We start from the raw sequence: 23,977 nt of genomic DNA, 5'->3' as shown, positions 1-23,977 counted from the left end.
CCACCAGTGGGGTGGCCTCGATACGTTCGACCCGTATGTCCTCCACTCAAGCAAAAGAAGGCCCGGACTCAGTGAGTCCGGGCCTTCTTTGTGTTTCGAAGCTTGGGGTTCGGAAGCCTAGGCCTCCGTGAGCTCATCTTCCGGCAGGCGGACCAACGTCAGCCTGTAGCCAACGTTGCGGACCGTGCTGATGAGGTTCTCGTGGTCCACGCCGAGCTTGGCGCGCAGGCGCCGGACGTGGACGTCCACGGTGCGGGTGCCTCCGTAGTAGTCGTAGCCCCATACTTCGGTGAGAAGCTGCTGACGGGTGAATACCCTGCCCGGGTGCTGGGCGAGATACTTCAGGAGTTCGAACTCCTTGAAGGTCAGGTTGAGCGGCTGCCCGTTCACGCGGGCCGTGTAGCTTGCCTCGTCGATCACGACGCCGGCCGCCCGGATTTCGGTGTTGGTTTCCTCTTCGCCGGGGATTGCGCGGGCCACGGCCAGGCGGATCCGGGCTTCGACTTCGGCCGGGCCGGCCGAGTCGAGGACGATGTCATCAACGGACCATGCGGAAGAGACGGCAGCCATGCCGCCTTCCGTGAGGATCAGGATGAGGGGGGCGCTCAAGCCCGTGGCTTTGAGCAACTGGGTCAGGGAGCGGGCCCCCACGAGGTCCTTGCGGGCATCAAGGAAGACGACGTCGGTGGGGTCGGTTTCGAGCAAGGCCGTTGGCTCTGCCGGAAGGATGTGGACCCGGTGGTTCAAGAGCTCCAAGGCGGGCAGGATGTCTACCGACGACCCGGTGCTGTTCGTCAGGAGCAGGATGTGCGACATAGTTCCTCCAATGGGCGGTCCGCGCATCATCGGGCGTCTGAACCGGGTTTCCACCGGCCGGTAGCTGCTTATGGGGCGTGGTTCCGTTGTAACGGAAGCGTTGCAACAAGAAGCGCTGTTGACAACCGAGTATACCCAAAGGCCCCTGCAACGTCAGGGATTCGTGTCACCTTCAGCCTATGTTTGCGACATATTTGTGCCGTATAAGGCAGGATTGGCAGGAGGTTGCTCGCGGCTTGGAACGAAATGGGCCCATCGAGGATCCCATGAAGGCGCGGCGAGGTTAGGGACACAATGAGGTCAGGGGCGCAGTGAAGTCTTGGAGCATCGGGGTGGTCGGCCTCGTGGCGCTCGCGGTTTTCGTCGCCAGCTCTTACGGCCCCACGGAAGGGTTGGTCGCCGTCGGAATCCTGGCGTCGGCCGCGGTTGGCATCGGCTGGCCCCACTTTCTAGCCGTCCCGGCGAAGAAAACGCTCGCCACGGTGATCGGCCTGAGCGGCGCGGGTTCAGCCTTGGCTGCCGGCTTCGTGCCAGCCCCCGGATTTCTGGATGCAACTCCGGCCTTCATCGCCGCAGGCGTGATTGCGGTGTTCGTCGTGCAGCTGATCCGCGGAACCGGTCAGGCCCAACGGCTCGAGTCCACTCTGGGCAGCTGCGCCGGTGTGCTGCTGAGCTGCCTTGGCGCTGGCTGGATTGCGGGGGCGAGGTTCAATGGGATCAAGGAAATGGTGTTGGTCGCTGCCCTCAGCGCCGCGGTCGCCCTCCTCGCCGGCTTGTTGCGATGGCCGGACCGGGTCGTGGCGCCCTTGGGCATCGTGGCCGCAGGGTTGGTGGCTCCGCTGGCAGGCCTGGTGTTCTCCAACATCGCGATCGTGGCTGCCATCGTGGTGGGCGTCGTCATCGGCTCAGTCCTGGTCAGTTTCCGTCGGATGGTGACGCTTCGGCTCGGCCGCCTGAACTTCCCGGCTGTCCTTGGAATGGGCGTCGCCCCCGTTTGGGCGGTTGGCGCCTTGTGCTACTTCATCGACAAACTACTCATCTACTAACAGTTAGGATGGCATCATGTCCGTACTTGCATTTGAAATCTTCTTCCTTGTCCTCCTCGGCCTGGCCAGCCTCTCGATGGCGTGGTTCGCTGGTTTTGTCGTTTACCGTCTCTTCAAAGGCCAGAAGTAGAGCTCCCAGCGCTTTTGATCAACCCGTACCTTCCGGTCCACTGAGGTAATTGCTGTGCCCATTGAAATTCCTTCCGACCTGACACCCGAACTGGTACCCCTTTCCTGGCTCATTGGTGAGTGGGAAGGCCGGGGACGGCTTGGAAGCGGTGAAGAAGACTCGGATCACTTCATCCAGCACGTCTCCTTCACGCACCACGGCCTGCCCTACCTGGAGTATCGGGCGGAAAGCTGGCTCAGCGACGAGGACGGCACCAAATTGCGGCCCCTCACCGTGGAGACAGGCTTTTGGGCGCTGGAGCGGAAAATGCTCGACGCCGACGGCGGCCCCGGCTTGATTCCCGCGGAAATCGTCCCGGTATTGAAAACTGCCGATGACGTCGAAGCCCACCGGAACGCCGACGGCGGGTTCGACATCACTGTGACGATTGTCCATCCCGGTGGCATCAGCGAGCTGTACTACGGTCAAATCAAGGGGCCGCAGATCCAGATGAGCACCGATATGGTGATGCGCGGCGGCCACTCCAAGGAATACACTGCGGCCACACGCATCTTCGGCCTCGTGGATGGCAATCTGTTGTGGCGCTGGGATGTGTCCACTCCGGGCAAGTCGCTCGAGGCCCACGCTTCGGCTTTCCTGAACAAGCTCTCCTAGGGTGCTTGTTACATAGCTTCAAGGTCTCACCGAAGAGGTCTCACTGAACGTCCCGTTTCGCAGTTCGAACCAAAGGGGAGCAGCAAGTGAACGAAGCGCCAAAACCTGCCAGCTATGACGATCTCAAGGCCGTCTTTTTCAACGGGACGCTCAAGCCATCGCCGCAAGTGAGCAATACCGACGGACTGATAACCATCAGCCGGCGCATCATGGAAAAGCAGGGCGTCAGTACCCAGGTGATCCGGACCGTGGATCACGACATTGCCGCCGGAGTGTATCCGGACATGCGCGAGCACGGCTGGGCGACGGATGAATGGCCGGAGTTGTATCCGGCGGTGCTGGAGGCCGACATCGTGGTGGTGGCCGGTCCTATCTGGCTTGGCGATAACTCCTCCCAGACCAAGAAGCTCATCGAGCGGCTCTACGCCCATTCGGGCCAACTCAACAGCAAAGGCCAGTGGGCCTACTATCCAAAGGTCGGCGGCTGCCTGATCACCGGCAACGAGGACGGCGTCAAGCACTGCGCCATGAACGTCCTGTACAGCCTCCAGCACGTCGGCTTCACCATTCCGCCCCAGGCCGATGCCGGCTGGATCGGCGCCGTCGGCCCCGGGCCCAGCTACCTCGACGAAGGGTCCGGTGGTCCTGAGAGCGACTTCACCAACCGGAACACCACCTTCATGACCTGGAACCTGCTCCACTACGCCCGGATGCTCAAGGACGTAGGCGGCATTCCTGCCTACGGGAACCTCCCGGACGAATGGAAAGCCGGTACGCGCTTCGATTTTGAAAACCCGGAATACCGCTGAGCCCCAAGGACTTCTACTACATATGACTTACACGAGCCCCCTATTGTCGCGCCCCGGAGCTGTAGAAGGCGGCGGCGAGGACTCCGGCGTCGCGGCCCACTACGGCGAGCCCCTGCGGGAGCAGCGCGCACTCGCCGCAGGCACCGCCGTCGTCGATCTTTCCTACCGGGGCGTTGTCACGGTCACCGGACCGGATCGCCTGAGCTGGCTCAATACTCTTTCCTCGCAGCAACTGACCAACCTCCAGCCGCGCGTCTCAAGCGAACTGCTGCTCCTCACCATTCAGGGACGCATTGAGTTCGACGCCCGCGTGGTGGACGACGGCGAGACCACCTGGCTGTTGGTCGAAGCCGCCGAGGCTGCCCCGCTGGCCGAGTGGCTCAACAAAATGCGGTTCATGTTGCGCGTCGAGGTGGCTGACGTGTCGGCCGAGTGGGCCGTCGTCGGCTCAACGAAGCCCGTTGACGCCTGGTCCGGGCGGCTCGTCTGGGAAGACCCGTGGCCGCACATCGGCGTCGGCGGCTATTCCTACAGCGTGGTGGAGGAAAGCTCCCATCCCGGCCTTGAGCGTCCTTGGTTCGAGTACCTCATTCCCGCGGATGAGCTTGAAACGGCCGTTGAGGGCATGGCCCTCGCTGGCTCGTTGGCCGCGGAGGCGCTCCGCATTGCTGCCTGGCGTCCCCGGCTCGGCGCGGAGACGGACGAGAAGACCATCCCGCACGAGCTCGATCTCCTCCGGACCTCGGTCCACTTGTCCAAGGGCTGCTACAAGGGCCAGGAAACGATTGCCCGTGTCCACAACCTCGGACACCCGCCCCGGCGGCTCGTTTTCCTGCAATTGGACGGCTCGCAGCACACCCTTCCAGCGCCGGGCAGCGTTGTATTTGCCGGAGAGCGCAAGGTGGGTACGCTGACATCTGTGGCCCAGCACTTCGAAATGGGGGCAGTAGGACTGGCCCTGATCAAGCGGTCTGTGGACCCGCACGAAGTGTTGACCGTGCTGGACGGTGAGGAGCCTTATCCGGCCGCCCAGGAAGTAATCGTTGCGCCCGATGCCGGACAGGTGGTGGGGCGTCAGACCGGATTCCTGAAGGGACCCCATCGATGAGCGAAACGACGGGCGCTGAAGCCCAAGCGACGGGTGCCGATGACGAGGCCATTGCCTTGGCGCACACCTTGTTCGATGCCGCCAGGGAAGGCAACTCGGAGCTCCTGCGGAGATACCTCAACGCCGGTGCTCCGGCTGGAATGCGCACTGCCGCAGGCGACTCTCTCCTGATGCTGGCCGCCTACCACGGCCACGCGGAAACCGTTCAGCTTCTGCTGTACCACGGTGCCGATGCGAACGGGGCAAACGACCGTGGCCAGACTCCGCTGGCCGGCGCGGTTTTCAAGGGCTACACGGAGGTGGCCCGGGTTCTGATTGACGCCGGCGCAGATCCCGACGCCGGTGCCCCCACAGCGCGCGAGGCCGCCCGGATGTTTGCCCGCGCGGAGATTCTCGAACTGCTCGGATAGACCAAGGGGGGCCGTCGGGCTGAGCCCGTGCCTGGCGGCGTGGCCGCGGTGGCCGCCTTGCGACCAAATATTCCATGTGGAATAGTTGTTGTGGAATAGTTCGTACGGAGGATGGGGAAATGGCACGAGCCGCACTGACTCCACTTGGTGTCGCCGCATTGGCCCTCCTCGTGGAGGCGCCGATGCATCCATACGAGATGTACCAGCTCCTGATGGCCCGTCACGAGGACCGCTTGGTCAAGGTCCGGCCGGGCACGCTCTACCACGCCGTCGGCCGCCTGGAAGAGGCGGGTTTCGTCGAGTCCACGGGCATTGACCGCGCCGGCAACCGGCCCGAACGGACCACCTACCGAATCACGGGAACCGGCAGGGAGGCGCTGACCGAGCGCCTCCAGAACATGCTGGCGGAACCCGTGAACGAATACCCGAGCTTCCCCCACGCGATCGCCGAGGCACACAACCTGCCGTCCGGCGTCGTCCTCGAACTCCTGGACCGCCGCGTGGCGAACCTGGAAGACCAACTCGACTTCCTGGTCCGCGGTGAAGAAGCTGTCGCCGCAAAAGGCGTCGAGACCAAGTTCTGGATCGACGTCAAGTACCAACAAACCATGCTGCGGACGGAAATCGACTGGATACGCAGCTTCCAAAACGATCTCCGCAGCGGGCAGTTGCCGTGGTAACCGCCCAGCCAACGCACCAACGTGCAAGATATTCAGCACAGTCAAAGGAAACCCATGGAAAACGTAGCTAAACCGTGGCCCGCACTGTGGTCCCTCGTGGTCGGGTTCTTCATGATCCTGATCGACACCACCATTGTCTCCGTGGCGAACCCACGGATCATGGAGGGCCTGCATACCGACATCAACGCCGTCATCTGGGTGACGAGCGCCTACCTCCTCGCCTACGCCGTGCCGTTGCTGATCACCGGAAGGCTCGGTGACCGCTTCGGGCCCAAGAACCTCTACCTGATCGGCCTCGTGGTCTTCACGCTCGCTTCGCTGTGGTGCGGCCTCTCGGGCGACATCGGCATGCTGATCGCGGCCCGGGTGGTCCAGGGCATCGGCGCAGCCATGATGACGCCCCAGACCATGGCCGTCATCACCAGGATCTTCCCGCCGGACCGCCGCGGCGCGGCCATGGGCCTCTGGGGAGCGACGGCTGGCATGGCCATCCTCGTCGGTCCGATCCTCGGTGGCGTGTTGGTTGACGGCCTCGGCTGGCAGTGGATCTTCTTCGTCAACGTTCCCATCGGCGTCGTTGCCTTCGTCCTCGTGACCCGGCTGGTACCGAAGCTGACCACGCACAGCCACAAGTTCGACGTCGTGGGTGTTTTGCTGTCCGCGGCCGGCATGTTCCTGCTGGTGTTCGGCATCCAGGAAGGCCAAAGCTACAAGTGGGGCACCGTCACCGGGCCCATTACCGTGTGGGGACTGATCATCACGGGGCTCGTTGTCCTTGCCGTGTTCGTCCTCTGGCAGTGGCTGCTGGAGCGCCGCGGCGGCGAGCCTTTGCTGCCGTTGGGCCTGTTCAAGGACCGCAACTTCTCCTTGGGTAACACCACCATCATGGCGGTGGGCTTCACCATCACAGCGTTCCCGCTCCCCACCATTTTCTACTACCAGGTAGTCCGTGGGTTGACCCCCACGCAGTCCGCGTTGCTCATGATCCCCATGGCCGTGATCTCCGGCGCCTTGGCACCTTTCGTCGGCAAGTTGATCGACCGGATCAACCCGCGCTGGTTCGCGGCCTTCGGGCTCCTCTGCCTGTCCGGTGCGCTGTTCTGGACCGGGACGCTGCTGAAGCCGGACACTCCCATCTGGATGTTCCTGCTGCCCAGCGCCCTCCAGGGCGTGGCCAATGGTTTCATTTGGGGCCCGGTCTCCAACGCCACAACCCGCAACCTGCCGCCGCGCTCGGCCGGCGCCGGTTCCGGCGTCTTCAATACGACGCGCCAGATCGGTGCGGTCCTGGGATCGGCCGCGATTGCTGCCCTCATCCAGTCCCGGCTCGCGGCTGAGCTGCCCGCGGCCCCGCCAGGCGCTGCCCCGGCAGGCGAAGGGGGATTCACCGGCAAGTTGCCCGAATTCCTGCACGACGGCTTCTCGACCGCGATGAGCCAGTCGGTCCTGCTGCCCGCTTTTGCGATTCTGCTGGGCGCAGTAGCGGCGTTGTTGTTTGGCAAGCCCAAGGCCGTCCGGGGTTGGGGTTCTCCGGCGGCGGCCCCGTCCGAGGCTAAGCCTCAAACTGTTTCGCAAGACGGCTAGCCCGCGCGAACACGCAGACGATGCCCTCAAAATGCGGTTTTGGGGGCATCGTCTGCCAACTCGCGGTTAGCGGAGCAGGACGGAGGTCTGGATGCCGCCGTCGACGAATCCCAGCTTTCGGGCCAAGGCCATGGAGCCCCGGTTGTCCAGCGCTGTTCGCCATTGCAGCGTCAGGCCGGAGGCGAGTGCCTCGTGGGCGGCGATCGAGGCAGCCAGGGTTCCAAGTCCTTGCCGGCGCAAATCCGGCGGCACCAGGACGCCCATGTCCGCGAGGATACCCTGCCACTCCGCATAGGCGCCGCAGGCCACCGGTTTGTGGTCCGGTTCGTTGCCGTCCATCACGGTGAAATGGTGGTCCATCCTTGAGAGATGGACTTCATTGACGTCGTCCGGAGGGCACCTGCCCTCCAGCTCGATCGCCTCCGGGTGGCCGTGCGAGACGGTGACTTCGCCGCCCGGCCGGAAGAGGGGAAGGTCGTCGGCGAACAGCAGCGCCGACGTCCCGAGCCCGTGGCCGCCGTGTTCGCGGCTGATCCGCAACAGTGCGGAATGCTCGCTCAGTTGATCGTCCGAGAGTTCGACGGCGGCAGCCACCGCCCACGCGGGAGCCACCAATGCGGAGCGGCCAAAGAGCCTCACGAAGGTGATGGATTCGGCGTCTTCGTCTTCCCTGACCAGCCGCTCCCCGGTGCGGGCAGCAGGTGAGCCGGAGACGAAACTGAAGGCCTCGTCGTCGAACCCTAAGTGCCGGGCCCAGGCCAGCAGCACAATTTCCGCCGATCCCGCATCAAGTTCCATGACATCGAGTCTATGCAGTCCCGGAAAAGGAAAGGAGCAGGCAGGCACCCGGTGGTACCTGCCTGCTCCTTGAAGAATCTGCCCTTGTGAAGAACCGGCTCAGCCGAACAGCACCGCAGCTTCGTCATAGCGGTTCTGCGGGACGGTCTTGAGCTTGCCCAAAGCGGCTTCGAAGCCCACATGCTCGATGTCCGTGCCCTTGAGGGCCACCATGGTTCCCCAGCGGCCTTCCACGACGGAATCGATGGCCGCCATGCCCAGGCGGGTGGCCAGGACGCGGTCAAAAGCCGACGGGACGCCGCCGCGCTGGATGTGGCCGAGGATCGTGGCACGGGTTTCGATGCCGGTGCGGGCTTCGATCTCCGGCGCGAGCTGGTCGGCGATGCCACCCAGGCGGGGCCGGCCGAAGGTATCCAGGCCGCGTTCGGAGTGCGGGGCCTCCATGTGGTCCGGAACAAAACCCTCAGCGACAACAATCAGCGGCGCACGGCCACGATCGTGGGCCTCCTGGACCCACTCGGTGATCTGCTCGATGCTGACCTTCTGCTCGGGGATCAGGATGGCGTGCGCGCCGGCGGCCATGCCCGCGTGCAGGGCGATCCAGCCCACGTGGCGGCCCATGACCTCGGCGATCATGCAGCGGTGGTGGGATTCTCCCGTGGTGCGCAGCCGGTCGATGGCCTCGGTGGCGATCTGGACGGCGGTGTCGAAGCCGAAGGTGTAGTCGGTGGCGTCGAGGTCGTTGTCCACGGTCTTGGGGACGCCCACGATCCTCAAGCCGGCGTCGGTGAGGCGCTTCGCGGCGGCCAAGGTGCCTTCGCCGCCGATGGCGATGATGGCGTCGATGCCGAGGCGGTCCATGTGGGCCTTGATGACATCCGGCCCGCCGCCGTTTTCGAACGGGTTGGTGCGGGAGGTGCCAAGGATGGTTCCACCCTGTTTGGCGATACCGCGGACCATAGTCCGGGGAATGTCGATGACGTCGCCCTCCACGACGCCCCGCCAACCGTCCCGGAAACCGACGAATTCCTGGCCGTGGATGGCGATTCCCTTGAGGACGGCGCCGCGGATGACGGCATTAAGTCCGGGGCAGTCGCCACCGCTGGTAAGGATTCCAATTTTCATGAGGGCTCAAATCCTGGCTAGGAGGTATACGTGCAGAGCGCCACGCTGAGCTCACAATGATTGTAGGGGGCAATGTGGGGTAGGACACAAACCGTGACCGCCGCGGATGAGACTTTTGAAACAACCAGGAAACAGCCCGGGCGAACCCGGGCTGTGCTAGTTCCTGCCTTGCGAGCGCTGGGTGAGGAAGGATTCCAGCGCAATGGTGCCGCTTTGGTTGGGAAGCAGCAACCATGCCACCACGTAGATCACCACGGCGGGCCCGGGTAGCAGGCAGAAGATCAGGTAGCCAATGCGGACGTAGGCTACGTCCACATTCAGCTTGGCGGCGATGCCACCGCAAACCCCTCCGATCAAACGCTGCGGACCGCGCTTCAGGCCGATGCCCCGTACGATGCTGAAGAACTTGTTCATGGCTAGAGCCTTCCCTGTTGTGGCTGCTTTGTCACGTGCTGCTTGCTAGCGGTGCTCGGAATTGACGGCACCGGAGTCCGGGCTGGACCCGCGGTCTTTTCGTGAGCGGGCGGAGACCAGGCCTCCGATCACGAGTGCCGCGCCGGCTCCGATCATGAGCCCGATCAGCACATAGGTGCCGTTGAGGACCACGAGGCCGAGTTTGGAAATGATGATCAAAGCTGCGAGTGCCAGGACAATCAGCCCCCAGACCACGGTGCCTACCCTTGCCCGGGCGGTTTGAACCGGGGTTTCAGGTGCTGTTTCAAATGCCTGCGTGGGTTCGTGCGTGCTCATGTCAGTTTCCTTCCTGGACGGTGACGTTGCTGAAAGTGCCGTTGAGCCTGACGACAAGCTTGGCGCCGGGCTTGTCCGTGTTGAAGCTGTCCCGGGTACCGCCATTGCTTTGGGTGACTGCGCTACCGTCTTGCTTGAGGTTCGCGAAGGTCATGTCCGCCTGGACCTCCACCGGCACGGTCGCCGGGATGACGAGTTTGATATTGCTGGCGGTGACGTCCATCGGAACAACGACGTCGGAGCTCAGCGGCGCGCTCAGGTTCAGCTTGGTCAGGTCGACGGTCCCGTTGGCCCCGGTGATGTCGAAGCCTTTGCGGGCATCGTCGATGCTCACGGGATTCCATTGGGCATTCTGGAGACGGAAGTGGTCCGCGTTGGGCGCGATATTGAAGATGCCGCCGATCACCAGCGTGGCTATGGCCAGGAAGCCGAGTAGTCCCGACGTGCGGCCACGAAGCCCCGCAACAAGGATCCCGAGGCCGAGGACTCCGGCGCCCGTGGCCCAGACCACCGCGTTGGCGGCTTCGCCCAGGTGGATGACGTTGCCGGCGTCGAGCAGCTTGAGTGTTCCGCCGGCCAGCAGGGCAGCCCCCGCTGAGACCGCTACGATGGCCGCGCCCGGCCCCTGCCGCCTTGGACGCTCGGGGCGTTCAGGGCGGTTGGGAACGCCGGCCGGTGGGTAGGGCCCTGCGGGATTGACGGGGCCCGGGGGGGTTCCCGGCCCCCCGGTTCCGTAATTACCGGTTCCGCCGGTTCCGTATGTCCCGGCGCTGTAAGTCCCGGCGCTGTAAGGACCCGCGCTGTAAGGGGCGGCCGGGTAGCCTGCCGAGGCGTGTGTGTCCGCGCCGCCAAAGGAACCTGGAGCGGACGCGTAGTTGTGTGTGCCCATTGTCTGCCTTCCGTTGCGGGCTTTGCTGCGCTGGACCAGGAAATAGACCAGGTAGATGATGCCGCCTACCCAGAACAGCGTCCACAGGAGTCCGGGAACCCCATTCCAGCCCCATCCCCAGAAACCGCGGCCGAGGCTTGGCAATCCGATGATGGTTGTGATGAGGGCTCCGGTCATGCCTGCGGACCAGCGGCCCGCCCCGGCCTCCTGTGCATGGATGCGGCCATCGGGTTCGGGCAGGAGCGCCCAGGCGATGCCATAGAGCAGGATGCCTATGCCGGCGAAGAGGGTGAGGATGATAAAGATGCCGCGGACGATCAAAGGATCGATGCCGAAGCGGTGGGCGATGCCGCTGGCCACGCCGCCCATCCACCGGTCCCGGCCACGGCTGATGCCTTGGCTTCTGATCCAGTTGAAGAAGTTCTGCGGGGGAGCTGGCACGGCGTAATTCGGTGCCGCGCCGCTGGTGTTGCCGGCGTTCGGCTGGGCCGGTTCTTCGGGCACGCCCGTCGCGGCCGGCTGGCTGGATTCTGCAGGTTGTCCGGGCTCCGCAGCTTGTCCGGGGTCCTCTGGATTCATGCTGTTCGCGTTCATACTTCGATCTTGCCGTCCGGCGACGTCTCCCTCTATTGGGGGATACCCTGAACGTTCCCTGAGTGGCCCCCTGAGATGCCCTGCTTCGAGCGCCGAAGACCCTGATACGTGTTTGGATGGATTCATGACAACCGCCACGCAACGCCCGCCGCTGGTCCGGAGCAGCGACCGGATCATTGCCGGCGTGTGCAGCGGCCTGGCGGACCATCTTGGCTGGCCCGTGAAGTACATCCGGCTCGCCATGGTCCTTGCCTCCTTCGCCGGCGGCGCGGGCCTGGCTTTCTACGCCTGGCTCTGGGTCATGGTGCCCACCGCTGACGAAAGCGCCCGCCGAAACAGCCGCCGGCCGGCGTCGCCCATTGCTCCCGCGGTGAGCCTGCCTCCTTCGGTGAGCATTCCTCCCGACGTTGCAGCGCCCGACGGCGCGCAGCCGGTGCCGCTGTCCACCCCGGCTCCCGTCGTCGCCTCCTGGTTCAGGATTCGGCGGATCCAGTATGGGAAAGAGATCCTCCTCGGGGCCGGCCTGCTCCTGGTCGCCGCCATCCTGATCGCCCGGCAGTTCGGCGTCGAGGTCCCCCTCGGCACGCTGATCCCGGCGGCGGCCATACTCGGTGGGGCGGCGATCGCGTGGATGCAGTTGGACGAGACGCGCCGGGCCGGGCTGGTGGACAAGACGAAGGCGGACCAAGCCGGTGGCTGGGTCCGCCTTGCTGCAGGCCTGGCCCTGGTGGTTGCCGGGGTGTTGGTCATGGTGTCCGGTTCCGGCTCGTGGGAGCAGACCTGGCTTGCGCTGCTGGCTTCCATCGCGGTGCTGGGCGGCGTGGCCTTGGTGCTGCTGCCGTGGGGCTTGAAGTTCTGGAAGGACCTTGAAACTGAGCGGGCAGCGCGGGTTCGCGAGACCGAGCGGGCCGAGATTGCCGCCCACTTGCACGACTCGGTACTGCAGACGCTCGCCTTGATCCAACGCCGTGCCGGTTCGGAACAGGACGTGGTCCGCCTCGCCCGTGCCCAGGAGCGTGAACTGCGCACCTGGCTATACCGGGACGCCGCCAAGGATTCGGGGCTCCTCGCGGAGCGGATTGCCGCAGCCGCAGCCGAAGTGGAGGACGCCCACGGACATCCGGTCGACGTCGTCAGCGTCGGAGACACCGCCATGACGGACAGGCACGAAGCCCTCGTCCTGGCGGCCCGGGAGGCCATGCACAATGCTGCCCGGCATGGCGGCGGAGCCGTGTCCGTCTATCTCGAGACTTCCGACACCGGCAGCGAGGTTTTCGTCAGGGACCGCGGACCCGGCTTTGACCCGGATGCCGTCCCGGAAGACCGGCTCGGTGTCAAGGAGTCAATCGTCGGACGGATGAAACGCCACGGCGGCACTGCGGTCATCAGCAGTAGTTCCGAGGGCACCGAAGTACGCCTGAAACTGCCCGTCGAGAACGCCGACAAAGCAGAGAACCGAAACGGAGAAGCCAAAGTATGAACGCCCTATCAGAGCAAGTAACGCGGAAGGTTCGCGTGGTGATCGTGGACGATCACGCCATTTTCCGGTCCGGGCTGAAGGCCGACCTCGATTCGCGGATCGACGTCGTGGGCGAGGCCGGAACAGTGGAACAAGCCATCGCCGTGATTGCCGAGGTTCAGCCGGAGGTGGTGCTTCTTGACGTCCACTTGCCCGGCGGCCTTGGCGGTGGCGGCCGGGAGGTCATCAGTGCATCCTCGGCGTTGCGCGGGAGCACGAGCTTCCTGGCCTTGAGCGTCTCGGATGCCGCCGAGGACGTCGTGGCCGTCATTCGGGCCGGGGCACGCGGCTACGTCACCAAGACCATTTCCGGCCCGGAGATCTCCGACGCCGTGGTCCGCGTGGCCGACGGTGACGCGGTCTTCTCGCCGAGGCTGGCGGGTTTTGTCCTGGACGCGTTTGGAACTTCCCCGGCCGAGATCGCCGACGACGAGCTGGACCGTCTTTCCGCGAGGGAACTGGAAGTCATGCGTCTCATCGCCCGGGGTTACAGCTACAAGGAGGTGGCCAAGGAGCTGTTCATTTCCATCAAGACCGTGGAAACCCATGTCTCTGCGGTACTCCGCAAACTCCAGCTCTCCAGCCGCCACGAACTGACCAAGTGGGCCGCCGAACGCCGCCTCCTCTGACGCCCGCTCACCTATGGCGGGTTAAACCCCAACGCCCGCTCACCTGTGGTGGGTTAAACCCAAACGCCCGCTCACCTATGGCGGGTTAAACCCAAACGCCCGCTCACCTCTATCCCAAGGTGAGCGGGCGTTTGCGCGGGGGAAAGGCTACTTGGCCTGGCCGAGGAATTCCTGGAGGCGTCGAACGCCTTCGGCGAGGTCGTCGTCGCCCAAGGCGTACGAGAGGCGCACGAAACCGGAGGGGCCAAAGGCCTCGCCCGGAACAATCGCGACCTCAACCTCGTCGAGGATCAGTGAGGCAAGCTCCGCGGACGTTGACGGACGGACGGGACCGTTCGAGGTCGGGAATTCCTTGCCCAGCAGCCCGCGGACGTCGGCGTACACGTAGAAGGCGCCGGTCGGCGTCGGGCATTCCACACCGTCGATCGCGTTCAGTCCGGCAACGATCGCCTTGCGGCGGCGGTCGAAGGCGACCTTCATTTCGTCGACGGCGGTCAGCGGGCCGGACACCGCAGCGAGGGCAGCGATCTGCATGATGTTCGAAACGTTCGACGTCGCGTGCGACTGAAGGTTGGTGGCGGCCTTGATGACGTCGGCCGGGCCGATCATCCATCCGACACGCCATCCGGTCATGGCATAGGTCTTGGCGACACCGTTGAGGATGACCACCTTGTCGCCGAGTTCGGGAGCGGCAGTGGCGATCGAGGTGAAGGGGACGCCGTCGTAAGTCAGGTGTTCGTAGATCTCGTCGGTGACAACCCAGAGGCCCTTGGCCGCGGCCCATTTTCCGATTTCGGCCACTTGTTCGGCGCTGTAGACGGCGCCGGTCGGGTTGGACGGGGAAACGAAAAGCAGGATCTTCGTCCTGTCGGTGACCGCGGCTTCGAGCTGCTCCACGGTGACCAGGTAACCCTGCTCGGGTCCGGCGAAGACCTCGACGGGAACGCCACCGGCCAAGCGGATTGCCTCCGGGTAAGTGGTCCAGAAAGGCGTGGGGATGATGACTTCGTCGCCCGGATCAACCAGGGTGGCGAAGGTGTTGTAGACAGCCTGCTTACCGCCATTGGTAACCATCACCTGGGAAGCATCGACTTTGTAGCCCGAGTCGCGGAAGGTCTTGTCCGCGATGGCCTGCTTCAGCTCCGGCAAGCCGGCAGCGGGGGAGTAGCGGTGGTACTTCGGCTGCGAGGCGGCCTCGACGGCGGCCTTGACGATGTAGTCGGGGGTCGGGAAGTCGGGCTCCCCGGCGCCAAAGCCGATCACGGGGCGACCCGCTGCCTTGAGCGCCTTGGCCTTGGCGTCAACGGCAAGTGTGGCGGACTCGGCGATGGCGGAAATTCGCTGTGAAATGCGGGCGGCAGGTATTCCGGCAGACATTAAAGCACCGTTCTTCGCGGGCAGCTCATGAGCTGGATGGTGGGATTCGACGGAATCTACTTTATGCTGTTCTGCGGAGCTATCGGGCTAACCTCTCGAAAGTGACAGTGCATGCTGATCAAACGAGCGCTGATCACACGAGGCTGATCGCGTGAGCGGGAAGGCCTGAACGCTCCGGAAATGGCCCGGTTCGACTATCGCGACGTTGTTGCGTAGACTGGTTCACCGGTGTTGAAAAACATCACAATGGTTCGCGCCCCAGATTGGCCCGGAATCCCGTGTTCTTGGAGATTCCTTGGCAATGATGGAGTGCGGCCAAATATGGATTCGTTCCATAGGGTAGTGGCGCAATTGGTAGCGCAGCGGTCTCCAAAACCGCAGGTTGCAGGTTCGAGTCCTGTCTGCCCTGCGCAAGCTGTTCCGGGTTTCGCTCGGAACAAGCGCAGCAACCATGACTCTGATCAGAGTCGGGTCAACGACGTTTGCATAGATGAGTGAGGATCAGGTGACCGAAACAGCTGCGAGCAGCTCGAAGGGCCGCCCTGCCAAGAAGTCCGATTCCGGACTCTTCGCTCGAATTGCTCTTTTTGTCCGCCAGGTAATTGGCGAGCTCAAAAAGGTAGTTGCCCCCACCCGCAAGGAACTGGTCAATTACACAGTCGTGGTGCTGGTGTTCGTGGCCATCATGATGTTGGTCGTCACCATCCTGGACCTGGCTTTCGGTACGGGAATCAAATGGGTTTTCGGCGCTACCGGCACCACGAACCACTAAGCGGATCGCTCCGCAAACCGCGTGAAATCCCCGGAAAATCAAGGGATTTCACAGGGTTTGCGGAATTGAGCCATTTAAATAGGCATGTTAGGCAATGAGGAAGCAGGAGACCAAGTGTCTGAGCAGGAGCTCGAGGTAACTGAGACTGAGCTGGATGGGCCCGCTGAAAGCACGGCCCACGCCACGGCTGACGCCGTGGAAGGATCCGAGGTCGATTCTGCTGCGCCCGAAACTGCCGACGTCGACGACGCCGACCAGGATGAGTCCGATGACGCCGATGCGTCCGACGACGCCGATGTGTCCGACGACGAGTCCGGCGCCGACGCCCTGGCCGCCGCTGCAGCCGTAGCGCCCGCCGACCCCGCCGAGGAGTTCAAGGCCAAGCTTCGCCGCCAGGAGGGTGACTGGTACGTCATCCACTCCTACGCAGGCTACGAAAACCGCGTCAAGGCCAACCTTGAGACCCGCATCCAGACCTTGGACATGGAAGATTACATCTTCGAGATCCAGGTGCCCATGGAGGAAGTCGTTGAGATCAAGAACGCCCAGCGCAAGATCATCAACCGCGTTCGCATTCCGGGCTACGTCCTCGTCCGTATGGACCTGACCGACGCATCCTGGGGCGCCGTCCGCCATACCCCGGGTGTCACGGGCTTCGTGGGCAACGCACACAACCCGGTCCCGCTTCGCCTCGATGAGGTCTTCTCCATGCTGGCCCCGGTCTTCGAAGAGCAGCAGGCCGAAAAGGGCAAGCCGGTCAACAAACAGCACCAGACGCCCGTCGACATCGACTTCGAGGTCGGAGAGTCCGTCATCGTCAAGGAAGGTCCGTTCGAGACCCTTCCCGCCACGATCTCCGAGATCAAGATGGATTCCCAGACGCTTGTGGTGCTGGTGTCGATCTTCGAGCGCGAAACCCCGGTTACGCTCGCATTCAACCAGGTCACCAAGATCTAGTTGATCCAAGAATTTCGCCCCGCGGTTGCCCGCTTAGCAGCCACGGAGCGGTCGGTCGCCTTGCCATGGCGGCCACAAACCTGAGGCACGCTCCTGTGTCCTAGGAAGTTATTGAGAGAAGGACCTACATTGGCTCCCAAGAAGAAGGTCACCGGCCTCATCAAGCTGCAGATCCAGGCAGGTGCCGCCAACCCGGCCCCGCCGATCGGTCCTGCGCTTGGCCAGCACGGTGTCAACATCATGGAATTCTGCAAGGCGTACAACGCTGCAACAGAAGCCCAGCGCGGAAACGTTATCCCGGTTGAAATCACGGTCTACGAAGACCGCTCGTTCACCTTCATCACCAAGACCCCGCCGGCTGCAGAGCTCATCAAGAAGGCTGCAGGCGTCGCGAAGGGTTCGGCCACGCCGCACACCGTCAAGGTTGCCAAGCTGACCCAGGCACAGGTTAACGAGATCGCCACCACCAAGATGGAAGACCTCAACGCCACCAGCCTTGAGGGCGCTGCCAAGATCATCGCCGGCACCGCACGCTCCATGGGCATCACCGTCGAGGGTTAATTCCCCTCACAGCTTCATGGCGTCTGTTTTGGGAAACTGACGACGCCGGGTAGCACCGCCGGGAAACCGGCACCATTGAAATATTGAGAATGTTGGAGATCCACGCCGGATGTCCAACTGTGGCAGGGCCCAGCGCGGTCCGCAGACCACAACTGCACAAGGAGAATAAGCAGCATGGCAAAGCGCAGCAAAGCATATGAGGCAGCCGCAGCCAAGATCGAGGCAGACAAGTTCTACGCCCCGTTCGAGGCCATCAAGCTCGCCAAGGACACCAACCCGTCCAAGTTCGACGCCACCGTTGAGGTCGCTTTCCGTTTGGGCGTTGACCCGCGTAAGGCCGACCAGATGGTCCGCGGTACCGTCAACCTGCCGCACGGCACGGGTAAGACTGCCCGCGTCTTGGTGTTCGCAACGGGCGACAAGGCTGAAGCAGCAATCGCTGCAGGCGCCGACTTCGTTGGTTCCGATGACCTGATCGAAAAGATCGCAGCCGGCTGGACCGACTTCGACGCCGCAGTGGCAACCCCTGACCTCATGGGCAAGGTTGGCCGTCTCGGTAAGGTCCTCGGCCCGCGTAACCTCATGCCGAACCCGAAGACCGGTACCGTGACCGCTGACGTCACCAAGGCTGTCAACGACATCAAGGGCGGCAAGATCGACTTCCGCGTCGACAAGCACTCGAACCTGCACTTCATCATCGGCAAGGTTTCCTTCGACGAACTGAAGCTGGCCGAGAACTACGCAGCCGCTCTGGAAGAGGTGCTTCGCCTGAAGCCGTCCGCTTCCAAGGGCCGCTACATCCAGAAGGCTACGGTCGCCACCACGTTCGGTCCGGGCATCTCCGTTGACCCGAACGTCACCAAGGTTCTCACCGAGGCGTAAGCCGCCGGGAGCATCGACTCTGAAAGGACCGTCCGGCATTAGCCGGGCGGTCCTTTCGTTGTAGGCGAACCGTCACCTATCGCGGCCGGCGACCGCTGATTAGGCTGAGGGCATGACAGGCCAGGTTCCGGATTTCAGCATCCACGAGCTCCATCTGCCGGAGTCCCTGGATGGTCCGGACGGCAAGGTTTTCCGGGAGCTCTCATCCGTGATGGACGCCATGGTGCTGGAAACCTGGGGAAACCTGGAACGGGCGTCCTCGGCCCAGGCCCGGCTCGCCGGATGGCGCGATACCCCATACGCGGTATCGAGGCACGTCTTCGCCCGAGTGGACGGAAGGATCGTTGGCCACGCGTCCTGCGAAGTTCCGCTCAAGGACAACATCCAAACCGCGTGGCTCGAGGTAGATGTGCTGGAGGGGTACCGCCGGTACGGAATCGGAACCGCGTTGCTTCGCACCGTAGAAGGCATCGCGAAGGCCCAGGGGAGGCACGTCCTGCAGGCGCACACCGAACACCCCATCGGCCTCGCAGGAGCAGAGGGAGTACCCGGGGGAGTACCCGACGTTGCTCCGGGAGCAGCCTTCTGCCTCAAGAACGGTTACACCTTGGAACAGGCCAGCAGATTCAGCACGTTGGACATGGACCACAACGCGGAATGGGCAAGGCTGGAGTTTGCGGCGCACTCCAAAGCAGACGCCGGTTACGGGGTCCTTGCCTGGACGAACCGTTGCCCCGCCGAATACGTGGACCGCATGGCCGGGCTGATGGGCCGGATGAGCACGGATACTCCGGCGGGAGGCCTTGAGATCGAGGCAGAGGACTGGGACGCTGCCCGCGTCAGGCAACTCGAAGACACCATGCTTGCCGAGGGCCAGACTGCCCTCGTGGCCGCCGCACAAGACCGGAGGACGGGGGAGCTCGTTGCGTACACCGTGATCTATCTTGATCCCGCGAAGCCCGGGGTGGCCGAGCAGGACGATACTTTGGTGGCACCGCCGCATCGGGGCCATGGGCTGGGAATGCTCGTCAAACTGGCCAATCTGCGCAGGCTGCAGACGGAATATCCGGCCGTAGGGCGCGTCATGACTTTTAACGCCGAGGAAAACGAACATATGCTGTCCATCAACGTACAGCTCGGCTTCAAACCGGCCGGATACGACGGCGAATGGCAAAAGAGGATCAAATGACGAGCACGGTGGAGATCGGCCAACTCTGGATCCCGGATTCCCTTGACGCCGATGACGCAAAGGATTTCCTGGCCGCCGTCGAAGTCAGCCGCAGGGTCCGCATGCAGATCTGGGGCACGGACGATCTCGCGTACACGCCGTTGGAAAAACTGCTCGAACTCGGCGACCCTTACGAACGCCAGGTCATTCTCGTGGCCCGCGTCGACGGCCGCATTGTCGGTACGGTAGACATCGCGCTTCCCCTTGCCGACAACATGGACCTGGCCGAGTTCACCCTCGACATCCTTCCCGAATTCCAGCGCAGGGGCGTCGGAAGGCAGCTCCTGGAAGCTGCCGAGCACTTCGCCAGAAGCGAGGGCCGGACCATGATCATGGTGGACACGAACCATCCTGCCGAGTCCCTCCGGGGTGGTGCCGAAGGTCAACTCGTGCCTGGCAGCGGCCTGGGCTTCGTTCCCTTGGCCAGCCGCGAGGTCGATTTTGCCCGGCGTACCGGTTACACCCTGCAGCACATCGAACAGTTCAGTTCCTGCGCGCTCCCGCTGGATTCAAAGCTCGTAGCCGAGCTTGAGGCCGAAGCCGAAGACGCGAACGCCGGCCGTTACCAGGTCCACCACTGGACCGATCGGTGCCCCCAACAGTGGCTCGAAGCTGTGGCCGCCCTGGAGAACGCAGCCGGCGAGGTGGTGTCGGAAGGCAACGAGGCCCCGGAAGCCGAACAGCAGCAATTAGTGTTCGACGCCGGTGTGTTGCGGCAGGCGGAGGACGCCGCCGTCGCGCAGGGACGCCGAACGGTGGTCACCGCCGTCGAACACGTCGCCAGCGGGCGGATCGTCGGACTCACCACGATCGGGGTCCTGGCGCAACGCCAGGATGTCGTCTTCCAGGACGACACGATCGTCCTGCAGGAGCACCGCGGGAACAAGCTCGGGCTCCTCATCAAGGTCGCCAACATGCAGCGCCTGAGCGAACAGTTTCCCGACGCCCGCGTGATCTACACCTGGAATGCGCCGGAAAACCGGTACTTGCTGACGGTGAACAAGCAACTGGGATTCACCACGGCCGGGGTCACGGGGTTGTGGCAGAAGGAACTGCCGAACATGGGGCCGAGGGTCACCTCCTCCGAGTAGGCGGCGCGATTTGGCGATGCACTTGCCCGTCCCGTAAGCTTGAACTACCAAAGACCGTCGGTTGATGGGAATCCACTCCTCCGGGCACAGCTCAACTCTGTAGCTGCGTGCGGAAGAACCAAGTGGTTTCCTAGACGAAGGACCCTGACAAAGGGCGGCCGGCGCAGGTGAACGAAGCAAATCTCCATGATCATTGGATCGTGTTGAGCCAAGCCCCGTGCATCTGCGCGGGGCGTTTTTTAGTTGCAGCTCTTTTGAGCGGGGACCCGGAAAACCGGCTTTATTCCCCGGAAGGAGGGTTATGGCAACGCCTAGCAAGATCTCCGCAGTAGCTGAGATCACCAACGATTTCAAGGAATCGAACGCCGCTGTCCTGACCGAATACCGCGGGCTCTCTGTTGCACAGCTCAAGCAGCTGCGTGTTTCTCTCGGCCTGGACACCAAGTTCTCGGTCGTCAAGAACACCCTGACCGCCATTGCAGCCAAGGAAGCTGGTGTCGAAGCATTCGACGGTCAGCTTGCCGGCCCCACTGCGATCGCATTCATCAAGGGTGACGCGGTTGCTGCCGCCAAGAGCCTGACGGACTTTGCCAAGGCCAACAAGCAGCTTGTCATCAAGACCGGCTACTTCGAAGGCAAGGCACTGAACGCAGCAGAGGTTGCCGCACTGGCAGCCCTCGAGTCCCGTGAGCTGCAGCTCGCCAAGGTTGCAGGCATCCTCAAGGCACCTGCTGCCGCGGCTGCACGCATCATTGACGCTCTGCGCCTCAAGCTTGAAGAAGAGGGCGGCGCTGTAGCACCGGCCGCTGACGAAGCACCGGCTGCCGCCGAGGCTGCTGCAGAAGAGGCTGCCGCTCCGGCTGAAGCCGCTGAAGCAGCAACCGAAGAGAACTAAGTTCTCCCCACTCAAACTGCGGTGCAGTAACGGACAACGTCCGTGGCAGCACCACCTATAGGAAGGACGCCAAACATGGCGAAGCTCAGCAACGAAGAGCTCATTGAAGCTTTCAAGGAACTGACCATCATCGAGCTCTCCGAGTTCGTCAAGCTCTTCGAAGAGACCTTCGAAGTTACCGCTGCTGCTGTTGCAGTCGCCGGCCCTGCCGGTGGCGCTGCTGCTGAAGAGGCCGAAGAGAAGACTGAATTCGATGTCGTCCTCGAAGCTGCCGGTGACAAGAAGATCGCAGTGATCAAGGAAGTTCGCGCCATCACCTCCCTCGGCCTCAAGGAAGCCAAGGACCTGGTTGACGGTGCACCGAAGGCTGTTCTCGAAGGCGCCACCAAGGAAGCCGCTGAGAAGGCCAAGGAGCAGCTCGAAGCTGCCGGCGCCACGGTTACTGTCAAGTAACTCGCGTTCGCGTTTTCAGGAAGCCCCGTCCGGATTCGTCCGGGCGGGGCTTTCCTGCATTTAACAGCAACGCGGGGTCACTTACGGCCCATTAGGTGCTGCCGGATGGGCCGTAAGTGACCCCGCGTTGCTCAGATGGGGTCGCTGATGTCGGCTACGATCGCGCCCAAGGCCTCAGTGAGGGAATCGGCCTTCACGAAGGCGCTGAATCCGTGTTCGCCTGCGCCCATTGAGATCCTGCGTCCGGCGATGCTGGCATCCGCATAGACCGGCCAGGGCGTCGAACTTCCCAGCGGCGTGATGGTGCCGCGCTCATAGCCGGTTGCCTCGAAAGCGATATCGGCCGAGGGCATCGACAGCTTGTTGACGCCCAGGAGGGCGCGCAACTTGGGCCAGGAGATCTGCCGGTCACCCGGAACCAGCGCGAACAGGAACGAGCCGTCCCGGTGTTTGACCACAAGGGACTTCACGATGTCCGCCGGTGTGATCCCCATGATGCGGGCAGCTTCCTCAAGACTGCTAGCCGCCGCCCGCTCTACGAGTTGGACGTCGAGTCCGCGTGCGGCCGCGTCAGCCAGGAATCGCTCAGTGCCCCGCATTCATGCTCCATTTCCGCTCACGGCCACTCCGCCGCCGAACTCGCCGAATATCTAGTCGCGGTAGAGAAGCAGTGCTTCACCTTGGCCGCCGCCACCACAGAGCGCAACTGCCGCCTTACCCTTACCGCGGCGCTTCAGCTCGTGGGCCGCGTGGAGGGCCAGCCGCGCTCCTGAGGCACCGATCGGGTGTCCAATCGCGATTGCTCCGCCGTGCACATTGCACTTCTCCAAGGGATAGTCCAGGTCCTTCAAGGACTGTACCGCCACCGAACCGAAGGCTTCATTGATCTCGATGAAGTCCAGGTCGGCCGTTGTCCACCCAGCACGGTCCAGCGCGTGCCGTATGGCGTTGGAAGGCTGCGAATGCAGGCTGTTGTCGGGTCCCGCCACCTGGCCGGGCTTGCCGACGACGGCAAGGTAGTCAAGGCCGTTCTCCTCGGCGAAGCGGCGGCTCGTGAGCACGAGTGCGGAGGCGCCGTCGGACAGGGGAGAGGAGTTGCCTGCGGTGATGGTTCCGTCGGTGGCAAAGGCGCCCTTCAAGGGGGCCAGGGTCTCGAGCGTGGTCTGCGGGCGGACGCCTTCGTCCCTTGTCAGCACCAAGGGTTCTCCCTTGCGCTGCTTGACGCTGATGGGGGTGATCTCGCCGTCGAACACTCCTTGCTCGGCGGCCGCGGCCGCACGCTGGTGCGAAGCGGCGGCCACTTCATCTTGGGACCGGCGGTCGATGCCCAGCGAGAGGTTCTTGATCTCGGTGGACAGGCCCATTGACTGGCCATCAAAGGCGTCGGTGAGCCCGTCGTGGGCAGCGACGTCGAGGGCCTGGATGGCGCCGTAGCTCCAGCCTTGCCGGGAACCGGGCAGCAAGTGCGGAGCGCGGCTCATCGATTCCTGGCCGCCGGCAACCACGACGGCGGCATCGCCACTGCGGATCATTCGCGCTGCATCGATCACGGCGGTCAGTCCGGAGAGGCAGACCTTGTTGATGGTGACGGCGGGGATGTTCCAGCCGATGCCAGCGGCGATGGCGCTTTGCCGGGCCGGATTCTGGCCGGCGCCCGCCTGCAGGACCTGCCCCATGATCACTGCGTCCACTTTGTCCGCGGTGAGCCCGCTCGCCGCAATGGCGCCTGAAATGGCGTGAGCGCCGAGCTCGACGGCGGTGAGCCCGGCCAGTTGCCCGTTCAACCGTCCCTGTGGGGTACGGCTGGCGGAAAGGATGACAACGTCGTTGTTGTTGTCCGTTGTGTCTGAGGGGGTGCCCATTTTCTCTCTTCCGATCAAGGGTGGTGAGCCTAGGTTACCGTGGCGTAGATCACCTCTCCATTCAACAATGGAGCCTGGATCAACATTCCGCCCGCGCCAGCAAGAGGCCGTTGCCGCATAGGTGCCTGCGGCAACGGTGCTTGCATTCAGGCGGGATGTGGGGTAGACAGGTGGGTTGATTTGCCGTATTGTGGATATTTGCGTCTTCCCTGTTAACCTTCAGCCTTCATATAGCGGTGGGCTTTACCTCTCAGCTGCGCCATCGACGTGCCGTTAAGAACGAGCATGGTCTTGGTCAGCCGGGGTCCCGGGTCATATAGCGGAACCGGAAAGGTACACTGCGGATTCAATCTGCAGG

Annotated in this window: 26 protein-coding genes and 1 tRNA gene; 18 read left to right on the top strand and 9 right to left on the bottom strand. The window is 63.4% G+C overall.

All coding sequences use genetic code 11. From position 1 onward, the window contains the following. Positions 1-117: 117 nt before the first annotated feature. Complete coding sequence (locus AB4068_RS02755) at positions 118-816, bottom strand: winged helix-turn-helix transcriptional regulator (protein ID WP_059387339.1); 699 nt, start codon at positions 814-816, stop codon at positions 118-120. Positions 817-1,127: 311 nt separating this feature from the next. On the opposite strand from AB4068_RS02755, the gene AB4068_RS02750 reads away from it, so the two are divergent. The 7 genes from AB4068_RS02750 (at position 1,128) to AB4068_RS02720 (ending at position 7,237) form a co-directional block, all read left to right on the top strand. After that, positions 1,128-1,862 carry a hypothetical protein gene (locus AB4068_RS02750; protein ID WP_059387342.1) on the top strand — a complete coding sequence of 245 codons (735 nt, stop codon included), beginning with the start codon at positions 1,128-1,130 and terminating at the stop codon, positions 1,860-1,862. Positions 1,863-2,046: 184 nt separating this feature from the next. Further along, positions 2,047-2,646 (top strand): FABP family protein, encoded by a 600-nt coding sequence (locus AB4068_RS02745; protein WP_059387340.1) that lies wholly within the window; start codon positions 2,047-2,049, stop codon positions 2,644-2,646. 86 nt (positions 2,647-2,732) lie between these two features. Then, the gene (locus AB4068_RS02740) at positions 2,733-3,455 is read left to right on the top strand and encodes a flavodoxin family protein (RefSeq protein WP_441432588.1); all 723 of its coding nucleotides are present in this window, start codon (positions 2,733-2,735) and stop codon (positions 3,453-3,455) included. Positions 3,456-3,477: 22 nt separating this feature from the next. Then, positions 3,478-4,563 carry a CAF17-like 4Fe-4S cluster assembly/insertion protein YgfZ gene (gene ygfZ, locus AB4068_RS02735; RefSeq protein ID WP_441432587.1) on the top strand — a complete coding sequence of 362 codons (1,086 nt, stop codon included), beginning with the start codon at positions 3,478-3,480 and terminating at the stop codon, positions 4,561-4,563. Then, a complete protein-coding gene (locus tag AB4068_RS02730; protein ID WP_441432586.1) occupies positions 4,560-4,973 on the top strand; it encodes an ankyrin repeat domain-containing protein in 414 nt (137 codons plus the stop codon). Before ygfZ ends, AB4068_RS02730 begins: the two co-directional genes overlap by 4 nt. A gap of 119 nt (positions 4,974-5,092) precedes the next feature. Continuing rightward, positions 5,093-5,653 carry a PadR family transcriptional regulator gene (locus AB4068_RS02725; RefSeq protein ID WP_059387343.1) on the top strand — a complete coding sequence of 187 codons (561 nt, stop codon included), beginning with the start codon at positions 5,093-5,095 and terminating at the stop codon, positions 5,651-5,653. Between the two features lie 54 nt (positions 5,654-5,707). Next, complete coding sequence (locus AB4068_RS02720) at positions 5,708-7,237, top strand: DHA2 family efflux MFS transporter permease subunit (protein WP_441432585.1); 1,530 nt, start codon at positions 5,708-5,710, stop codon at positions 7,235-7,237. Between the two features lie 66 nt (positions 7,238-7,303). Here the strand turns inward: AB4068_RS02720 and AB4068_RS02715 are convergent, their stop codons facing one another. From AB4068_RS02715 to AB4068_RS02695, 5 genes are all read right to left on the bottom strand, one after another. After that, a complete protein-coding gene (locus AB4068_RS02715; RefSeq protein ID WP_441432584.1) occupies positions 7,304-8,035 on the bottom strand; it encodes a GNAT family N-acetyltransferase in 732 nt (243 codons plus the stop codon). Positions 8,036-8,134: 99 nt separating this feature from the next. Continuing rightward, the gene (locus AB4068_RS02710; RefSeq protein ID WP_078108065.1) at positions 8,135-9,160 is read right to left on the bottom strand and encodes an ATP-dependent 6-phosphofructokinase; all 1,026 of its coding nucleotides are present in this window, start codon (positions 9,158-9,160) and stop codon (positions 8,135-8,137) included. 156 nt (positions 9,161-9,316) lie between these two features. Further along, on the bottom strand, positions 9,317-9,574 hold the full coding sequence (locus tag AB4068_RS02705) for a PspC domain-containing protein (RefSeq protein ID WP_059387344.1): 258 nt from the start codon (positions 9,572-9,574) through the stop codon (positions 9,317-9,319). Between the two features lie 45 nt (positions 9,575-9,619). Next, positions 9,620-9,910 (bottom strand): hypothetical protein, encoded by a 291-nt coding sequence (locus AB4068_RS02700; RefSeq protein ID WP_306958986.1) that lies wholly within the window; start codon positions 9,908-9,910, stop codon positions 9,620-9,622. Position 9,911: 1 nt separating this feature from the next. Beyond that, positions 9,912-11,393 (bottom strand): PspC domain-containing protein, encoded by a 1,482-nt coding sequence (locus AB4068_RS02695; protein WP_441432583.1) that lies wholly within the window; start codon positions 11,391-11,393, stop codon positions 9,912-9,914. Between the two features lie 124 nt (positions 11,394-11,517). Between AB4068_RS02695 and AB4068_RS02690 the strand changes: the two genes are divergently transcribed. Together AB4068_RS02690 and AB4068_RS02685 are read left to right on the top strand one after the other, a co-directional pair. Beyond that, positions 11,518-12,873, top strand: a complete 1,356-nt coding sequence (locus tag AB4068_RS02690) for an ATP-binding protein (RefSeq protein ID WP_306958984.1) — start codon at positions 11,518-11,520, stop codon at positions 12,871-12,873. Then, positions 12,870-13,541, top strand: a complete 672-nt coding sequence (locus tag AB4068_RS02685; RefSeq protein ID WP_059387347.1) for a LuxR C-terminal-related transcriptional regulator — start codon at positions 12,870-12,872, stop codon at positions 13,539-13,541. Before AB4068_RS02690 ends, AB4068_RS02685 begins: the two co-directional genes overlap by 4 nt. A gap of 147 nt (positions 13,542-13,688) precedes the next feature. On the opposite strand, the gene AB4068_RS02680 is transcribed toward AB4068_RS02685, so the two are convergent. Beyond that, complete coding sequence (locus AB4068_RS02680) at positions 13,689-14,918, bottom strand: pyridoxal phosphate-dependent aminotransferase (RefSeq protein ID WP_307052486.1); 1,230 nt, start codon at positions 14,916-14,918, stop codon at positions 13,689-13,691. A gap of 336 nt (positions 14,919-15,254) precedes the next feature. On the opposite strand from AB4068_RS02680, the gene AB4068_RS02675 reads away from it, so the two are divergent. From AB4068_RS02675 to rplL, 9 genes are all read left to right on the top strand, one after another. Beyond that, a tRNA-Trp gene (locus AB4068_RS02675) sits at positions 15,255-15,327 on the top strand. Between the two features lie 81 nt (positions 15,328-15,408). Further along, positions 15,409-15,690, top strand: coding sequence for a preprotein translocase subunit SecE (secE, locus tag AB4068_RS02670; protein WP_059387348.1), 282 nt, complete (start codon positions 15,409-15,411; stop codon positions 15,688-15,690). 114 nt (positions 15,691-15,804) lie between these two features. Continuing rightward, positions 15,805-16,647 (top strand): transcription termination/antitermination protein NusG, encoded by an 843-nt coding sequence (gene nusG / locus AB4068_RS02665; protein ID WP_441432582.1) that lies wholly within the window; start codon positions 15,805-15,807, stop codon positions 16,645-16,647. A gap of 129 nt (positions 16,648-16,776) precedes the next feature. Next, positions 16,777-17,208 carry a 50S ribosomal protein L11 gene (gene rplK / locus AB4068_RS02660; protein ID WP_018773647.1) on the top strand — a complete coding sequence of 144 codons (432 nt, stop codon included), beginning with the start codon at positions 16,777-16,779 and terminating at the stop codon, positions 17,206-17,208. 174 nt (positions 17,209-17,382) lie between these two features. Further along, a complete protein-coding gene (gene rplA, locus AB4068_RS02655; RefSeq protein WP_028265118.1) occupies positions 17,383-18,090 on the top strand; it encodes a 50S ribosomal protein L1 in 708 nt (235 codons plus the stop codon). A gap of 112 nt (positions 18,091-18,202) precedes the next feature. After that, positions 18,203-19,279, top strand: coding sequence for a GNAT family N-acetyltransferase (locus AB4068_RS02650; protein ID WP_441432581.1), 1,077 nt, complete (start codon positions 18,203-18,205; stop codon positions 19,277-19,279). Further along, on the top strand, positions 19,258-20,409 hold the full coding sequence (locus tag AB4068_RS02645) for a GNAT family N-acetyltransferase (protein ID WP_370872614.1): 1,152 nt from the start codon (positions 19,258-19,260) through the stop codon (positions 20,407-20,409). Before AB4068_RS02650 ends, AB4068_RS02645 begins: the two co-directional genes overlap by 22 nt. A gap of 301 nt (positions 20,410-20,710) precedes the next feature. After that, the gene (gene rplJ, locus AB4068_RS02640; protein WP_441432580.1) at positions 20,711-21,304 is read left to right on the top strand and encodes a 50S ribosomal protein L10; all 594 of its coding nucleotides are present in this window, start codon (positions 20,711-20,713) and stop codon (positions 21,302-21,304) included. A 75-nt stretch (positions 21,305-21,379) separates the two neighbouring features. Beyond that, positions 21,380-21,757, top strand: coding sequence for a 50S ribosomal protein L7/L12 (rplL, locus tag AB4068_RS02635; RefSeq protein WP_059387353.1), 378 nt, complete (start codon positions 21,380-21,382; stop codon positions 21,755-21,757). Between the two features lie 131 nt (positions 21,758-21,888). Here rplL and AB4068_RS02630 read toward each other — a convergent pair whose 3' ends face one another. Together AB4068_RS02630 and AB4068_RS02625 are read right to left on the bottom strand one after the other, a co-directional pair. Beyond that, the gene (locus AB4068_RS02630; protein ID WP_441432579.1) at positions 21,889-22,356 is read right to left on the bottom strand and encodes an aminoacyl-tRNA deacylase; all 468 of its coding nucleotides are present in this window, start codon (positions 22,354-22,356) and stop codon (positions 21,889-21,891) included. A gap of 51 nt (positions 22,357-22,407) precedes the next feature. Next, entirely contained in the window at positions 22,408-23,619 is a 1,212-nt protein-coding gene (locus AB4068_RS02625; RefSeq protein WP_306958978.1) for an acetyl-CoA C-acetyltransferase, read from the bottom strand. Between the last annotated feature and the right edge of the window lie 358 nt (positions 23,620-23,977).

Source organism: Arthrobacter sp. 2RAF22, assembly GCF_052115325.1.
Classification (GTDB): Bacteria; Actinomycetota; Actinomycetes; order Actinomycetales; family Micrococcaceae; genus Arthrobacter.
The sequence above is the reverse complement of the archived record's forward strand: the minus strand, read 5'-3'. Positions and strand labels throughout refer to the sequence as shown.

Bases quoted from the DNA above. Each gene is read 5' to 3' on its own strand.
- AB4068_RS02720 (WP_441432585.1), top strand. From the start codon at position 5,708: ATGGAAAACGTAGCTAAACCGTGGCCCGCACTGTGGTCCCTCGTGGTC.
- AB4068_RS02690 (WP_306958984.1), top strand. From the start codon at position 11,518: ATGACAACCGCCACGCAACGCCCGCCGCTGGTCCGGAGCAGCGACCGG.
- AB4068_RS02700 (WP_306958986.1), bottom strand. From the start codon at position 9,910: ATGAGCACGCACGAACCCACGCAGGCATTTGAAACAGCACCTGAAACC.
- AB4068_RS02680 (WP_307052486.1), bottom strand. From the start codon at position 14,918: ATGTCTGCCGGAATACCTGCCGCCCGCATTTCACAGCGAATTTCCGCC.
- ygfZ (WP_441432587.1), top strand. From the start codon at position 3,478: ATGACTTACACGAGCCCCCTATTGTCGCGCCCCGGAGCTGTAGAAGGC.
- AB4068_RS02625 (WP_306958978.1), bottom strand. From the start codon at position 23,619: ATGGGCACCCCCTCAGACACAACGGACAACAACAACGACGTTGTCATC.
- AB4068_RS02645 (WP_370872614.1), top strand. From the start codon at position 19,258: ATGGCAAAAGAGGATCAAATGACGAGCACGGTGGAGATCGGCCAACTC.
- AB4068_RS02650 (WP_441432581.1), top strand. From the start codon at position 18,203: ATGACAGGCCAGGTTCCGGATTTCAGCATCCACGAGCTCCATCTGCCG.
- AB4068_RS02685 (WP_059387347.1), top strand. From the start codon at position 12,870: ATGAACGCCCTATCAGAGCAAGTAACGCGGAAGGTTCGCGTGGTGATC.
- secE (WP_059387348.1), top strand. From the start codon at position 15,409: ATGAGTGAGGATCAGGTGACCGAAACAGCTGCGAGCAGCTCGAAGGGC.
- rplA (WP_028265118.1), top strand. From the start codon at position 17,383: ATGGCAAAGCGCAGCAAAGCATATGAGGCAGCCGCAGCCAAGATCGAG.
- AB4068_RS02695 (WP_441432583.1), bottom strand. From the start codon at position 11,393: ATGAACGCGAACAGCATGAATCCAGAGGACCCCGGACAAGCTGCGGAG.
- rplJ (WP_441432580.1), top strand. From the start codon at position 20,711: ATGGCAACGCCTAGCAAGATCTCCGCAGTAGCTGAGATCACCAACGAT.
- AB4068_RS02715 (WP_441432584.1), bottom strand. From the start codon at position 8,035: ATGGAACTTGATGCGGGATCGGCGGAAATTGTGCTGCTGGCCTGGGCC.
- AB4068_RS02710 (WP_078108065.1), bottom strand. From the start codon at position 9,160: ATGAAAATTGGAATCCTTACCAGCGGTGGCGACTGCCCCGGACTTAAT.
- rplL (WP_059387353.1), top strand. From the start codon at position 21,380: ATGGCGAAGCTCAGCAACGAAGAGCTCATTGAAGCTTTCAAGGAACTG.
- AB4068_RS02725 (WP_059387343.1), top strand. From the start codon at position 5,093: ATGGCACGAGCCGCACTGACTCCACTTGGTGTCGCCGCATTGGCCCTC.
- AB4068_RS02730 (WP_441432586.1), top strand. From the start codon at position 4,560: ATGAGCGAAACGACGGGCGCTGAAGCCCAAGCGACGGGTGCCGATGAC.
- AB4068_RS02705 (WP_059387344.1), bottom strand. From the start codon at position 9,574: ATGAACAAGTTCTTCAGCATCGTACGGGGCATCGGCCTGAAGCGCGGT.
- AB4068_RS02630 (WP_441432579.1), bottom strand. From the start codon at position 22,356: ATGCGGGGCACTGAGCGATTCCTGGCTGACGCGGCCGCACGCGGACTC.
- AB4068_RS02755 (WP_059387339.1), bottom strand. From the start codon at position 816: ATGTCGCACATCCTGCTCCTGACGAACAGCACCGGGTCGTCGGTAGAC.